A 15,273-nucleotide genomic window follows, 5' to 3' on the forward strand; every position below is an offset into this window, starting at 1 on the left:
CCTTGGCACCCCCTATTCTAAAACTCGACAATATCATGCTGACCTTCGGCGTCACACCGCTGCTGAATGGTGCAAACCTGCAAGTGGAGCCGGGGGATCGCATCTGCCTTGTCGGCCGCAACGGCTCTGGCAAATCGACGCTGATGAAGATCGCTGCCGGTCTGGTCGAGGCGCAATCGGGTGAAATCTTCCGGCATCCATCGGCCACCATCCGGTATCTGGATCAGGCACCGGATTTTGCAGGTTACGAGACGGTTCAGGCCTATGCCGAAGCGGGTCTGGGACCGGGAGATGATGCTTACCGGGTGACCTATCTGCTTGAACATCTGGGTCTGACGGGTCAGGAGCATCCGTCCAGTCTTTCGGGTGGTGAGGCGCGCCGCGCCGCTCTCGTGCGCGTTATGGCACCGGAACCCGATATTCTGATGTTGGACGAGCCGACCAACCATCTGGATCTGCCGACCATCGAATGGCTGGAAGGTGAATTGCAGCAGACGCGCAGCGCGCTGGTTCTGATTTCGCATGACCGTCGCTTTCTGGAGAAAGTTTCCACCGCCACTGTCTGGCTGGATCGCGGCCAAGCGCGTCGCCTCAGCCGTGGTTTCGGCCATTTCGAAGAATGGCGCGACAAGGTGCTGGAAGAGGAAGAGCTGGAACAGCACAAACTCGGCAAGGCCATCGAGCGTGAAGAACACTGGATGCGTTATGGCGTGACCGCTCGCCGCAAGCGCAACATGCGCCGCGTGGGTGAACTTCAGGCGATGCGCGCCGACTACCGTGGACATAAAGGCCCGACGGGGAGCGTGCAGGCGACGGCGGCCGAGGGCCGCGAGTCCGGCAAGCTCGTCATCGAAGCAGACCAGATTACCAAGGCCTATGGCGACCGCACCATCGTCGCACCGTTTTCGCTGCGCGTTCATCGCGGTGATTGCATCGGTTTCGTTGGCCCGAACGGTGCCGGCAAGACGACGCTTTTGAAAATGCTGACAGGTCAGCTGAAGCCAGATAGCGGCTGGGTCAAGCTCGGCACTAATCTGGAAGTGGCGACGCTGGACCAGAAGCGTGAGGATTTGAACCCGAACGATACGCTGGCGCATTATCTGACCGACGGGCGCGGTGAAAACCTTCTGGTCAATGGCGAGCTGAAACACGTGACCGGCTATATGAAGGACTTTCTGTTCCAGCCGGAGCAGGCCCGCACGCCGATCCGCAATCTCTCCGGTGGGGAACGTGCACGCCTGATGCTTGCGCGCATTCTGGCCCGCCCGACAAACCTTCTGATCCTCGATGAGCCGACCAACGACCTCGATATCGAAACGCTCGATCTGTTGCAGGAAATCGTCTCCGGCTTTTCCGGTACCGTCATTCTTGTCAGCCATGACCGTGACTTTCTCGACCGGACCGTCACCTCCACCATCGCGCCTGTAAACCCGGATGCACCGGATGGGCGCTGGATTGAATATGCCGGTGGTTATTCGGATATGATGGCGCAACGTAAGGGCGCGTCGGACGAAAAGAAGAAGGCTGAAAAGCAGGAAAAGGCAAAATCTGCTTCGAATGCAGGTGTCGAACCGGCTAAAGCGAAGGGCAAGATGTCCTTCAAACAGAAATTCGCGCTCGAAAATCTGCCCAAGGAAATGGAAAAGACCCAGTGGGAGATCGCTCAGCGCGAAGAGCGTATGGCCGACCCCAATCTTTTCGCCAAGAACCCTGAGATTTTCAGCAAGCTTGCCGATGAAATGTCGAAACTCCGGCAGAAGCTCGAGACCATGGAAGAAGAATGGCTGGAGCTGGAAATGCTGCGCGAGGAGCTCGAAAACTAAAGCGGATCGCTTCAACGCCATCTTGCTAATTGATGGATCACCGATTACATCTTTGCCTAGATCTAACGGGGTGCTTTGTCCTATCCGGGACAAGGCTGAGAGGCTTAGCCAACCCGAAGAACCTGATCCGGTTAACACCGGCGGAGGGATTAGACGGCTTCCATTCAGACGCCTGTTCCCCGTTGCCCATTTCGAGGAGGTGCTCTTGATGTATCGTCGTTTTTTCCTTCATTCGCTTGTCGCTGCGTCCGTTTTGCTGCCCGCTATCGCCGTGGCGCAAGATAAAAAGACGCTGACGGTCTATACTTACGAAAGCTTCGTTTCCGAGTGGGGTCCCGGTCCCAAGGTCAAGGCTGCTTTTGAAGAGACATGCAACTGCACCGTCAATTTCGTGGGCGTTGCCGATGGTGTCGCGCTGTTGAACCGGCTGAAACTGGAAGGTCCCGGCTCCAAAGCGGATGTGGTTGTCGGCCTCGATACCAATCTCATTGCCGAGGCCAAGCAGACCGGTCTTTTCGAGGCGTCGGGCTTCGATCCGTCCGCAGCCAAGGTGCCGGGTGACTTCAAGGATGACGTTTTCGTCCCCTATGATTACGGCCATTTCGCCGTTGTTTACGACACGCAGACGCTGAAAAACCCACCCAAGAGCCTCAAGGAGCTGGTCGAGGGCGATCCGTCGCAAAAAATTGCGATCCAGGATCCGCGTACCTCGACGCCGGGCCTCGGACTGTTGTTGTGGGTGAAATCCGTCTATGGCGACAAGGCGCCGGAGGCCTGGGCAAAGCTGAAAAACCGCGTGTTGACTGTCACGCCCGGCTGGTCGGAATCCTACGGTCTGTTCACCAAGGGCGAAGTGCCGATGGTGCTGTCCTACACCACCTCGCCTGCCTATCACATGGCCGCGGAAAAGACCGATCGCTATCAGGCGGCCAGCTTCGAAGAGGGTCATTATATCCAGATCGAAGTGGCCGGTATCTTGAAGAATGCGCCGGAAAAGGAACTGGCAAAGCAGTTTCTCGCCTTCATGCTGACCACGGGTTTTCAAGACGCCATTCCAGAAAACAACTGGATGATGCCGGTGGCCGCAACGTCTGCGCCCCTGCCGGATGCGTTCTCCAAGCTGGTGCAACCCACAAAAACATTCCTGATGGACCCGGAAGTGGTGGCCAAGAACCGCAAGGTATGGATCGACGAATGGCTTACGGCCATGAGCGTGAAGTAGTCTTCCGCCATGATACAGCGTCGCGACAGTCGCAGGTTCATCTATAGCGGAGCGGTGGCATTTGCCGCGGTTCTGATGTTCATGGGCCTTGCTGTTGCGGCCTTGCTGTCTTTCGATGCCGGGGCGTCATCGGCGGCAGTTTTCGATCCCTATACGCTGCGCATCCTGCGTTTCACGCTGTGGCAGGCAAGTCTTTCCACGCTGATCTCGATTGTTACAGGGCTGCCGGTGGCGCTGGCCCTTGCCCGCCAGCGCGATTTCCCCGGCCGCATCTGGATCATCAGGCTGATGGCGGTGCCGATGGGCCTGCCGGTTATCGTGGGCGCGCTGGGCATTATCGCGATATGGGGCAGGCAGGGTGTGTTCAACGCCGCCCTGCTGGCTTTGGGTGCAGACCAACCGTTCAGCATCTATGGTTTGTCCGGTATCCTCATTGCCCATGTCTTCTTCAACCTGCCGCTGGCCGTGAGATTCTTTCTGGCCGGTCTGGAGCGCGTGCCGGATGAATATTGGCGCATGGGCGCAAGCCTTGGCCTTGGACCCGTCTCCACGTTTCGGTTCATCGAATGGCCAGCGGTCGCAAAGCTCGTTCCGGGCGTTGCGGGGCTGATCTTCATGCTTTGCGTCACCAGTTTTACCCTCGTTCTGCTGCTGGGCGGCGGGCCCTCCGCGACGACGATCGAGGTGGCGATCTATCAGGCCTTGCGATTCGATTTCGACCCGCCACGGGCCATTGCGTTATCGCTTGTGCAGATCGGAATGACCGGCATTCTGTTGGCTTTGCTGGCGCTGTTGCCATCTACGGATGCGGAGCCCTCGACGCAGGGCCGAGGGGTTCGCCGTTTCGATGGATCAAGCATTCCATCACGACTGTGGGATGGGGTTATTATCTCCCTGGCATTGCTGTTGGTCGGCCTGCCATTGGTTGCGGTGGCATCATCCGGGCTGTCGGCGGATCTTCCGCGCCTTCTGACGGCAGGTTCTTTCTGGAAGGCCTTCGGCACCAGCATGATGGTCGCCTTCCTCTCTGCCTCGCTTGCGCTTGTAGTCTCCGTCGCCATCATCCGGGCACGGCAGGCCGTTGCTGCTCGCAGATCTACGGGCTGGCCGTTGAACGCTTTTTCGACAGTGCTGGGGTCCGGCTCGTCACTCGTGCTTCTCGTCCCGCCGGTGGTGCTGGGCAGCGGATGGTTTTTGCTGCTGCGCCCTTTCGGCGATGTTGCCGTCTTCGCACCGGCGCTGGTCGCTTTTATCAACATGCTGATGGCGCTACCCTTTGTGATGCGTGTTCTGGAGCCTGCGTTTTCGACCCATCAGGCCCGCACCGGTCGATTGATTGCGAGCCTTGGCATATCAGGCTTCTCCCGGCTTCGGCTTATCGACTGGCCGGTTCTGTGGGCTCCGATCGCGATGGCGTTCTCCTTCGCCATGGCGCTTTCACTGGGTGATCTTGGAGCCGTGGCGCTGTTCGGCTCCGAAAATTTTGTCACTCTGCCATGGCTGGTTTACAGCAATATGGGCAGCTACCGGACCAATGATGCGGCAGGCTATGCCTTTATTCTGGGTGTCATCTGCCTCGTTCTTGCGGCAGGCGGGGTGTCACGACAGGCCATAACAGCAAAGGCCGCCGCATGAGTGCTCAAGATTGCGGTGTCAGCCTCGACAATATCACCCTGAAACTGGGTCAACAGGATTTTGCGCTGAATTGCATGTTTGAACCGGGTAAGGTCACGGCTGTCGTCGGACCGTCCGGCTCCGGAAAATCGACGCTTCTCAATCTCGTTGCAGGCTTCGAAACACCGGATGCAGGGCGTGTGCTGATCGATGGGCGTGATGTGAACGGCCTTGACCCTTCGGAGCGTCCGGCTTCGCTTATCTTTCAGGACAACAATCTCTTTTCGCATCTGGATATTTTCACAAATGTTGGCCTCGGGGTCAGCCCCTCGCTGAAACTCACCGCGGACGACAAGACGGCCATCAGCCACGCGCTTTCGCGGGTTGGTCTTGGCGGTTTTGAAAAACGCCTGCCTTCCACCCTGTCCGGTGGCGAGCGACAGAGGGCGGCGCTGGCCAGAGCGCTGGTGCGCCAGCGGGCTGTGATGCTGCTGGATGAACCGTTTGCGGCGCTTGATCCCGGCTTGCGTTCCGGCATGTCCGCTCTTTTGAAAGAGCTGCATGATGACTTGAAAAACACGGTTCTTCTTGTGACCCATCATCCGGACGATATCCGTCGATTGGCGCACGACGTCATTTTTCTTTCGAACGGCCATGTTGTTTATAAGGGCAAAGTCGAAGACTTCTTTTCGGCAACGCATGTCGAAGAGATCAGAACCTTTCTTGCGCTTTAAGACAGGTTTGGATGCCGGGTTGGCCCGGTCGCGTCACAATTTGGACGCGGGGGACTGTCAAGCCTTGCGAAATCACACAGGCGATGCGCCATTTTTGCACTTGCGGATTTATAACAACTGCTTGAAAACTATAAGAACAATCCTTCTGGCTTAATATTGCCGTGTGACGGATCGTTTTCGGTGTTGGCGCATTCACATGCCCCTAGGGGTAATAGAGTATTCTGGTCTGCAATTGACGGATGATCAGGAACGTTTGGAGCAGACAGGCAGAATGATGACGTGTGTGAAGGCTCCGCAGAGCCACACCTCCGGTCAGAATGTATGGCAGAGGGGCAAGTCGGTCAGGCGCATTCTGACGCTGGTAACCGCTGGCCTCATTTTGTCGTCGTGCCAGTCGCTGTTCAGCCCGTCCTACCAATCGAGCCTGAAGCCTTCGGACAATCCGCAGACCGTTGAGGAAGTGCAGAAAAACGACCCACGCGCGCAGATGGGCGCGCGCGAGCATCCACGCATTGTCGCCAGCTATGGCGGTGAATATCATGACGACAAGACCGAACGTCTGGTGGCGCGGATTGCTGGCGCGTTGACGGCGGTGTCTGAAAATCCGCAGCAGTCCTACCGTATCACGATCCTCAACTCGCCGGCCATCAACGCCTTTGCCCTGCCGGGCGGTTATCTCTATGTGACCCGTGGTCTGCTGGCGCTGGCCAACGACGCGTCGGAAGTCGCGGCGGTTCTGTCGCATGAAATGGGCCACGTCACCGCCAATCACGGTATCGAGCGTCAACGGCGCGAAGAGGCAGAAGTTATTGCCAGCCGTGTGGTTGCAGAAGTGCTGTCGAGCGATCTGGCTGGAAAACAGGCTTTGGCGCGCGGCAAGCTGCGCCTGGCTGCATTTTCTCGCCAACAGGAATTGCAGGCTGATGTTATCGGCGTGCGTATGCTGGGCGAAGCGGGATATGACCCTTATGCATCGCCGCGCTTCCTGGATTCCATGGCGGCCTATGCGCGCTTCACCTCTGCTGATCCTGACAGTGACCAAAGCCTCGACTTCCTATCCAGCCACCCCAATACGCCGCAGCGTATCGAGCTGGCCAAGCGACATGCCCGGGCGTTCGGTCAGGAAGGGCAGGTCGGAGACAAGGGGCGCGAATGGTTCCTCAATGGCATTGATGGCCTGCTTTACGGCGACAGCCCGCAGGAGGGCTATGTGCGAGGCAATACGTTCCTGCACGGCACTCTGGGCATTCGTTTCGACGTGCCAGAAGGTTTCCAGATCGACAACAAGGTCGAAGCTGTTCTGGCGACCGGCCCCGGCGAAATGGCGATCCGTTTCGATGGCGTCGCCGATCCCAAGCAGACCAGCCTTGCGAATTATCTCACCAGCGGCTGGGTAGCGGGTCTGGTGCCTGAGACTGTGCGTGAGACCGAAATCAATGGGCTACCAGCTGCGACCGCGCGCGCGACGGCTGACAAATGGGACTTCGACGTCACCGTCATCCGTGTCGGACAGCAGATTTTCCGGTTCCTCACAGCTGTACCAAAGGGGAGCGCTCAGCTTGAGACCGTTGCCAATGTGCTGCGCACCAGCTTCCGCAAGATGACACCGCAGGAAATCGCTGCGCTCAAACCGCTTCGCGTCCGTGTCGTGACGACAAAGGCGGATGATACCGTCGCGTCGCTTGCCGCCCGCATGATGGGGACGGATCGCAAGCTTGAACTTTTCCGCGTCCTCAACGCCATGAGCGCGACCGCGACGATCCAGCCGGGCCAGCGCGTGAAAATCATCTCGGAATAAAAAAACCGACCCTCGAATTGCCTCAAGTCGTTGATCGTCAACATCTTGAAGGCAGTTCGAGGGTCGGCTTTATAGTGTCGCCAGAAAAGAAAAGCTTAAGCGGCTTCTTCTTCCTGAGCTTCGTCTTCATCAGCAGCCTTGCCGCGCTTTGGTCCCTTGTTGAGATTGATCTCAACGAGACGAACGGCTTCCGTTTCTGACATCTTGTTGACGGCGGCAATTTCGCGCGCCATGCGGTCAAGAGCAGCTTCGTAAAGCTGGCGTTCGGAATAAGACTGTTCTGGCTGGTTTTCAGCGCGATAAAGGTCACGAACGACCTCGGCAATCGCGATCAGGTCGCCGGAGTTGATCTTCGCATCATATTCCTGCGCGCGACGCGACCACATGGTGCGCTTGACGCGCGCTCTGCCCTGAACGACTTTCAGTGCACGCTCGACAAAATCTCCTTCGGACAGCTTGCGCATGCCGATGGTGACAGCCTTGGCTACAGGAACCTTGAGACGCATCTTGTCTTTTTCGAAATCTATGACGAACAGTTCGAGCTTCATGCCCGCGACTTCCTGTTCCTCAATAGACGAAATGGTACCGACACCATGAGCGGGATAAACGATCGCTTCGCCGATCTTGAAGCCGTGACGCGCTGGAGATTTCTTCTGCTGGATAGTCATTCGTTCTAAAAACTCCCTGTTACATGCACCCGGGGGTCCGGGGTCGGGTCGGTAGGCCCGGATGAGACGGGGGAAACCGTCAGGTGACTTCGTACTGGTACAGACGTGCGCTCAAAAATAAATCATCTTGCAACCGCCAAGGTTGACAACACAAACGAACGATATGTCACGGAGACCGCGTGCAAGTGATGAGTTGCTTTCGTGGTGTTTTTGGGCACGCAAATGCCACGCTGTGGATCAGTTTTATCTGTCTACCACAAAAATACGTGGAAATCAATAATTTGCTTCAACAGTGACTTAGGCGTCACAATAGGGTCGCCCGGATGTTAACAGAAATCAGGCAATTGATACTTTTATGCGGCCGCAGGAGGGAAAGTTGTTTTTCAATCGAATAAAATTTTGATGAAGCATTTAAAGTAGGGATTGCCACTTAAACTATTCACAATTCCGCGCCAATATCCGATTCGAATTTGAACGAAAATGCAGAGATTTTGCGTTTTTCTTTCATAACCCCTCATCCTTCGGGAGGAAAAAGGCAAAATGGGCTACCGGAACAATCCAAAACGCGACAAACAACTCGAAAAATCCAGAAAACTGGCGGAAGCATCCGGTAAGGCGTTCATTGACCCATCTGCAATTTTCGGTCGTGCCAGCGCTGACGACATCCAGTATTATTCTCCGGAAATGCTGGCTACTGCGGCGCAGCACGTCGCGAAAGAACTTTCAAACTGGAAAAAAGACGCATCCTATATTGGTATTTCACAAGTAGAAGGCGTCGAACCCCGTGAAACTCCGGTTTCTGTTCTAACCGTCATCGCGCCCAACATGCCGTTCCTCTACGATTCCGTCATGGGGGAAGTCACAAGCAGTTACCGCAGCCTTTATCTCGCTGTGCACCCCATCATGGTTGCCGATAAAACTGCGGTCGGCGGTTATCGCTTGGCCGACCCAGAAGTGGATGCGCAGCAAGACAATATCAGCGTCATTCAGCTTCACATCGCGCCGGTGACGGAACAAGGAGCCGAAACGCTTCAGGAAAAGCTCCGCTTCGTTTTGTCGCAGGTTCAGTCCGCCTATAGCGACTGGAAGCCGATGCTGGCGAAACTCGACGAAGCCCTGATCGAGTTGAAAGAACGCGGTTCAAGTCGTCGCAAATCCGAGCGCAGTGAGGCGGTGGCTTTTCTAGAGTGGTTGCGCAACGATAATTTCACCTTCCTCGGAATGCGCGATTACAGCTATTCCGGCACGGGTAAGAACGCTAAGGTCGAGCGCGGCGAGGGCAGTGGTCTCGGTACGCTCACGGACCCGAATGTGCGCGTCCTGCGTCTGGGCAAGGATGCTGTCACGACGACGCCGGAAATTCTGGCGTTCCTCGATGGCCCGGATTTCCTGATCGTTACCAAGGCCAATGTGAAATCCATCGTCCACCGCCGCGCCTATATGGATTATATCGGCATCAAGCGTTTCGATGAGGATGGCAACGTTATCGGCGAATTGCGGATTGTCGGCTTGTTTACGGCGACGGCCTATACGCATTCCGTGCGGCAAATTCCGCTGCTGCGAGCCAAGGTCGCCGAGGTCGAACATCATTTCGGCTTCGACCCCAACAGTCACTCCGGACGCATCCTGCACAATACGCTGCAATCCTATCCGCGTGACGATCTTTTCCAGATCGATACGGACCTTCTGATCCGCTTTATCGAGCAGATCATGGAGCTCAGTGACCGCCCGCGTGTGCGTGTCCTGCCGCGCATCGACCGGTTTGACCGCTTCGTCTCGGTGATTATTTTCGTGCCGCGCGAGGAGTATAATTCCTATGTGCGCGAGAAGATCGGCGAATATCTGGCCCGGGTCTATGACGGGCATATCTCGGCCTATTACCCGGCCTTCCCAGAAGGTTCGGTTGCCCGCGTTCACTTCATCGTCGGTCGCACCAACGACAAGACGCCGCGGGTCGCGCAGGACAAGCTCGAAGATGCCGTTGGCGATATCGCCGCGCGCTGGATCGATCATTTCGTGGCGCTTTCCCCGTCCGGCACGCCCGTTCTGGATGTCGATCAGGCCTATCAGGAAGCGTTTACGCCTGAAGAGGCCATTGGTGATATGGCCGATATCGCCGCGACTGCCAGCGGTGAACCAGTTCGCATCGAGTTCTATCGCCGTGACGACCAAACCAGTGATGTGCTGTCGCTGAAGATTTTCCACCGGGATGGTCATTTGCCGCTGTCTCGCCGCGTGCCGTTGCTGGAAAACCTTGGTTTCAGCGTTATCAGCGAACGGACCTTCGATGTGGGCGTCGTGTCGGGCGACGAGACCACCACTATCGTTCTGCATGATATGGAGCTGAAGGTGCAGCAGGGCGAGACGCTTGATCTTGCGACCTACGGCCCGCGGCTTGAAGAGGCGTTTCTTGCGGTCTTCGATGGCAGCGTCGACAACGATAACTTCAACCGGCTGATCCTCTCCGCTGGCCTTAGCGTTCGTGAAATTTCCGTTTTGCGTGCCTATGCGCGTTACCTGCGCCAGACCGGCATCGTCTATTCGCAGGAGCATATTTCCGAAACCCTGTTCAAATATCCGGCCATCGCCGCCAGCATTTTCCAGCTGTTTGCCCATGGCTTCGATCCGAAGATCGGAGAGAAACCGCGCCTTCGCAAACTATCCGATCTCCACAAATCCATTGAAGCAGCACTGTCCGGCGTTCCCAATCTGGATGAGGACCGCACCCTGCGTCGTTATGTGAACGCGGTGGATTCCACATTGCGCACCAATTATTTCCAGCGCAACGAAGACGGATTGCCGAAAGCGATGCTGGCTTTCAAGTTCGATCCGAAGCTTCTGGATGGCCTGCCCGATCCGCGTCCGTTCCGCGAAATCTTCGTTTACGGCACCGAAGTCGAAGGCGTTCATCTGCGTTTTGGCAAGGTGGCGCGTGGGGGACTTCGCTGGTCGGATCGCGGACAGGATTATCGTACGGAAGTTCTGGGGTTGGTCAAAGCCCAGCAGGTGAAGAACGCTGTGATCGTGCCGGTTGGTGCCAAGGGCGGCTTCTTCCCGAAAACTCTGCCCGTCGGCGGCAGCCGTGACGAAATCTTCAATGCGGGCAAAGATGCCTACAAGACCTATATCCGCACGTTGCTGTCGATCACCGACAACATCGTCGGCGATGATATCGTTGCACCCTCGGATACGTTGAGGCTGGACGGCGACGATCCGTATTTCGTCGTCGCTGCCGACAAGGGAACGGCCACCTTCTCCGATACGGCAAACGGGCTGGCGCGTGAGGCGGGCTTCTGGCTCGATGATGCCTTTGCGTCTGGTGGTTCTGCCGGTTACGACCATAAGAAGATGGGTATTACCGCACGCGGTGCGTGGGAAACGGTCAAACGGCATTTCCGCGAGATGGACACCGACATTCAAACGACGCCGTTCAAGGTCGTTGGCGTGGGTGACATGTCCGGCGACGTGTTTGGCAATGGCATGCTGCTATCCGAAAAGATCGAGCTGATAGGAGCCTTCGACCACCGCGATATCTTCATCGATCCGACACCGGATACGGCTATTTCCTTTGCCGAGCGGAAGCGCCTGTTCGACCTGCCGCGCTCCAGCTGGCAGGATTATGATCGGGCAACGCTGTCCAAGGGTGCGATGATCATTTCCCGCGCGGAGAAGTCCGTGGCGCTGACACCGGAAGCTGTCGCGGCCATCGGTATCGACAAATCCGTGGCCACGCCGTTCGAAATCATGACGGCGATTTTGAAGGCACAAGCCGATCTTCTCTGGTTCGGCGGCATCGGCACCTACGTCAAGGCGGCGGTGGAAACCAATGCCGAGGTGGGTGACCGCGCCAACGATCCGATCCGCATCAACGCGACCGAAGTTCGTGCCAAGGTGATCGGCGAAGGGGCCAATCTCGGTATCACGCAGAAGGCGCGTATCGCCTATGCGCTTTCGGGCGGGCGGTGCAACTCTGATGCCATCGACAACTCGGCAGGCGTCAACTCTTCGGACGTCGAGGTCAATATCAAGATCGCATTGGCATCGCCCGTCAATGACGGACGCCTGACATTGCCCAAGCGCAACCAGCTTTTGTCGTCCATGACGACGGAGGTGGCACAACTCGTCCTGCGCAACAACTACCTGCAATCCTTGGCGATATCGCTGACCGAGCGTCGCGGTACCGAAAACCGCGAGGAGCTTGGTCGTCTGATGGGCGCGCTGGAGGCAGCGGGACAGTTGAACCGTAAGGTGGAAACTTTGCCGAATGATGCCGAGTTCAGCGAGCGTTATGCGGCGGGCAAGCCGCTAACCCGGCCCGAAATCGGCGTTCTCCTGTCCTATGCCAAGCTGACGCTGTTTGATACATTGGTGGCGAGCACACTACCGGATGAGCCTTATCTCCAGCATCTTTTGACGGATTATTTCCCGAGCAAGATGCAGAAGACCTATGCGGCTGATATCACTAGCCACCGTCTGCACCGCGAAATCGTTGCGACTTCGCTTGCCAACCAGGTCGTCAATCGCGGTGGGCCAGGCTTCGTGCAGAAGCTGGCGGATGCCAGCAGTCTGCTGGCACCTGTGGTCGTCAAGGGCGCAATGATCGTTGAAGACGGCTTTGGCCTGAAACGCCTGTGGAGCGAAGTCGACAAGCTGGACGGCCAGATTTCCGGCGATGTGCAAAACGGTCTTTATGCCACCGTCAACCGTATCTTCACGGATGCGACCCGACTTTATCTCCAGACGACGGGTACGGCCACGGCATCGATGGCGGACGAAATCGATCGGCTGAGAACGGCCATCAAGACGTTGTCGCCGGGTGCCGCTCGTTATCAGGACGAGATCGGCTTCACCGAAATCGAGGGTGTCGACCCCGCGCTGATACGCGAGTTGGAAACGCTGTCACTTCTGGTCTACGTGCCGGAAATCATGCTCATTGCGGAGCAGGCAAATACGACGCTTGCCCGCGCCGCCGAAAGCTATGCTGCCGTATCCGTCACTTTCCGCGTGGCAAAGTTGCTTGATGCGGGCCGACGCGTGACACCTGCCGACCACTATGAGAGCCTTGCCCTGCTGCGCAGCCAGGACCAGATATCGTCGTCGCGACGCCGGATCGTCATTTCGGCTCTGACCGAGCATGCCAAGGAAAAGAACCCGGTTCAGGCCTGGTATGCGGCAGATCGTGTACGGGTCAACCGCATCGTCTCGGAGCTTGGCGGCCTGAGCGATAGTGGCGAGACCAACCTTGCGCGCCTGACTGTTGCTGCCGGATTGCTTTCCGATATAGTCCAGGCTCGTAACGTCTGATACAGAATTATAGACTGCCCGGTCGTGATGGCTGGGCAGTTTTCACGCGCCTTGCTGCACCGGCTGAAAGGGTCACCCATGGCCTCATCCTTCCCGACCACCGGTGAAAAGATACCAAAGCGCGGCATCTGGGGCTGGATGCTGTTCGACTGGGCGGCTCAACCCTTTTTCACAGTAGTCACCACATTCATTTTCGGTCCTTATTTCGTTGCCCGGCTGACTGCGGACCCGATTTCCGCGCAGACGACGTGGAGCAACATGGCGACGATCTCATCGGTGATCATTGCCATTTTCTCTCCAATTCTTGGCTCGATCGCCGATCAGTCCGGCTCGAGAAAACCATGGATTGCCTTCTTCGCGACGCTGAAGATTGCCAGCCTTTCGATGTTGTGGTTCGCAGCACCCGGTTCGGACCTTCTTTGGCCGGTCACCTTCATGATCCTGGCCTCCATTGCAGCTGAGTTTTCCATCGTCTTCAATGATTCCATGATGCCGCGCCTGACCACGCCGGAGAATGTCGGTCGTATTTCCAATACGGCCTGGGGCCTTGGATATCTGGGCGGCATGGTGGTTCTGATCTTCGTGGTGCTGTTTCTGGCTGCTGCACCTGGCAGCGGCGTCACCATCCTTGGAATACCGCCACTGTTTGGGCTTGATCCGGCGGCGGGAGAGGATGCGCGGATCACCGGTCCGATTTCGGCGATTTGGTATTTCGTTTTCATCCTGCCGATGTTCTTTTTTACCCCAGACGTCAAAAAAGGCTTGCCTTTCAGGAAAGCGGTTCACTCCGGTCTGTCGGAACTGAAAGTCACGCTGAGAGAACTGAGAGGTCGCCCGGTTATCATGCGATTTCTGATCGCCCGCATGCTCTATCAAGATGGGGTCAACGGCGTGTTGATCCTCGGTGGTACCTTCGCTGCTGGCATGTTCGGTTGGGGCACGATGGAAATCGGCATTTATGGCATCATCTTGAATATCGTCGCCATCGGTGGCTGTATCGCGGCTGGTTATGTGGATCAACGTCTGGGATCGCGGACGACGGTGCTGATCAGCCTCACCCTACTGCTATTGGCGACCATCGGCATTGTTTCCACGCAGACCGATTCAACCTTGTTTGGCCTCATTCAACTGCAAGCCTCCGTGCGGGATGGGCTGTTTTCTACATCCGCAGAAAAGGCCTATCTGTTTTACGGTATACTGGTGGGGCTCGCCTTCGGCCCGGTACAGGCCTCATCGCGCTCCTACCTCTCCCGCAACATTACCGTTGCGGAGGCAGGGAGATATTTCGGCATCTACGCCTTGTCGGGTCGCGCAACCAGCTTCATGGCCACGCTATCCTTTTCCATCGCGACTTATGCAACCGGTTCCGCCCATGTGGGCATGGCCATGCTGACGATCTTTCTCGGCGCTGGCTTTCTGCTGTTGCTGCGTGTTCCCGAAGGGGTGCGTCCAGCTCAGAGCTGATCGAGCTTGGTTTGGAGCGTGCGCAACTGCGCCTTGAGATCATCAAGTTCGGAGGCGTCGGGCTTCTTCTGCTCCTTCGGTACGGGAGGTACCGGAAATGGCGTGAAGACCTGCATGGCTTGACGAAAAAGCTCCGTATTCCGCTTGATCTGCTCTTCCATAAAGCCGAACGGCGATGAAAAGTTCTTGGTGCCGGATGCGTCACCAAACGCTTTACCCATATGCTCCTGCATCTGGCTGTGCTGCTCGGAGAAGGTCTTCATGGAATGTTCTAGAAAGGTCGGCACGACCATCTGCATCTGGTCACCGTAGTAGGAAATCAGCTGTCTCAGGAACGCCGTCGGCAGCAATGTGTTGCCGGTCTTGCCTTCCTGTTCCATGATGATCTGGGTCAGAACCGCATGGGTGATGTCTTCGGATGTCTTGGCGTCCTGGACCTTAAACTCTTCCCCACGCTTGACCATTTTCGCCAAGTCTTCCAGCGTCACATAGGTACTGGTACCGGTATTATAGAGCCGCCGGTTGGCATATTTTTTTATGACGGTCTCGCCACTGTGTTTGGCCATGCTCGCCTCCTCGCGATGATGGTATTTTCTTTTTATCAGGTGTTTTTGCTCTTCCCATCTTTAAGTTTATGCTCAACTTA

At 56.8% G+C, this 15,273-nt stretch carries 9 protein-coding genes and 1 riboswitch; of the genes, 7 read left to right on the top strand and 2 right to left on the bottom strand.

The features are described from left to right. Positions 1-2 precede the first annotated feature (2 nt). The 5 genes from CPJ18_RS20785 (at position 3) to CPJ18_RS20805 (ending at position 7,191) form a co-directional block, all read left to right on the top strand. The gene (locus CPJ18_RS20785; RefSeq protein ID WP_103659855.1) at positions 3-1,823 is read left to right on the top strand and encodes an ABC-F family ATP-binding cassette domain-containing protein; all 1,821 of its coding nucleotides are present in this window, start codon (positions 3-5) and stop codon (positions 1,821-1,823) included. A 56-nt stretch (positions 1,824-1,879) separates the two neighbouring features. Beyond that, positions 1,880-1,989: riboswitch (TPP riboswitch) on the top strand. Between the two features lie 42 nt (positions 1,990-2,031). Beyond that, a complete protein-coding gene (gene thiB, locus CPJ18_RS20790; RefSeq protein WP_103659856.1) occupies positions 2,032-3,045 on the top strand; it encodes a thiamine ABC transporter substrate binding subunit in 1,014 nt (337 codons plus the stop codon). Positions 3,046-3,054: 9 nt separating this feature from the next. After that, positions 3,055-4,680: a thiamine/thiamine pyrophosphate ABC transporter permease ThiP gene (gene thiP, locus CPJ18_RS20795; RefSeq protein ID WP_103659857.1), complete on the top strand. Its 1,626-nt coding sequence runs from the start codon at positions 3,055-3,057 to the stop codon at positions 4,678-4,680. After that, positions 4,677-5,393, top strand: coding sequence for a thiamine ABC transporter ATP-binding protein (locus tag CPJ18_RS20800; RefSeq protein ID WP_103659858.1), 717 nt, complete (start codon positions 4,677-4,679; stop codon positions 5,391-5,393). Before thiP ends, CPJ18_RS20800 begins: the two co-directional genes overlap by 4 nt. Positions 5,394-5,589: 196 nt before the next feature. Beyond that, entirely contained in the window at positions 5,590-7,191 is a 1,602-nt protein-coding gene (locus CPJ18_RS20805; protein WP_245445447.1) for a M48 family metalloprotease, read from the top strand. A 95-nt stretch (positions 7,192-7,286) separates the two neighbouring features. Here CPJ18_RS20805 and CPJ18_RS20810 read toward each other — a convergent pair whose 3' ends face one another. Next, positions 7,287-7,859, bottom strand: a complete 573-nt coding sequence (locus CPJ18_RS20810; RefSeq protein ID WP_077103049.1) for a CarD family transcriptional regulator — start codon at positions 7,857-7,859, stop codon at positions 7,287-7,289. Between the two features lie 540 nt (positions 7,860-8,399). Here CPJ18_RS20810 and CPJ18_RS20815 point away from each other — a divergent pair. Next, positions 8,400-13,163 carry an NAD-glutamate dehydrogenase gene (locus CPJ18_RS20815; protein ID WP_103659859.1) on the top strand — a complete coding sequence of 1,588 codons (4,764 nt, stop codon included), beginning with the start codon at positions 8,400-8,402 and terminating at the stop codon, positions 13,161-13,163. 78 nt (positions 13,164-13,241) lie between these two features. Then, positions 13,242-14,627, top strand: coding sequence for an MFS transporter (locus CPJ18_RS20820; RefSeq protein ID WP_103659955.1), 1,386 nt, complete (start codon positions 13,242-13,244; stop codon positions 14,625-14,627). Here CPJ18_RS20820 and phaR read toward each other — a convergent pair. Further along, positions 14,618-15,193 (bottom strand): polyhydroxyalkanoate synthesis repressor PhaR, encoded by a 576-nt coding sequence (gene phaR / locus CPJ18_RS20825; protein ID WP_077103043.1) that lies wholly within the window; start codon positions 15,191-15,193, stop codon positions 14,618-14,620. The two genes, CPJ18_RS20820 and phaR, sit on opposite strands and share 10 nt — an antisense overlap. Positions 15,194-15,273 lie beyond the last annotated feature (80 nt).

It is taken from the genome of Agrobacterium rosae (genome assembly GCF_002915175.1).
Lineage (GTDB): Bacteria > Pseudomonadota > Alphaproteobacteria > Rhizobiales > Rhizobiaceae > Agrobacterium > Agrobacterium rosae.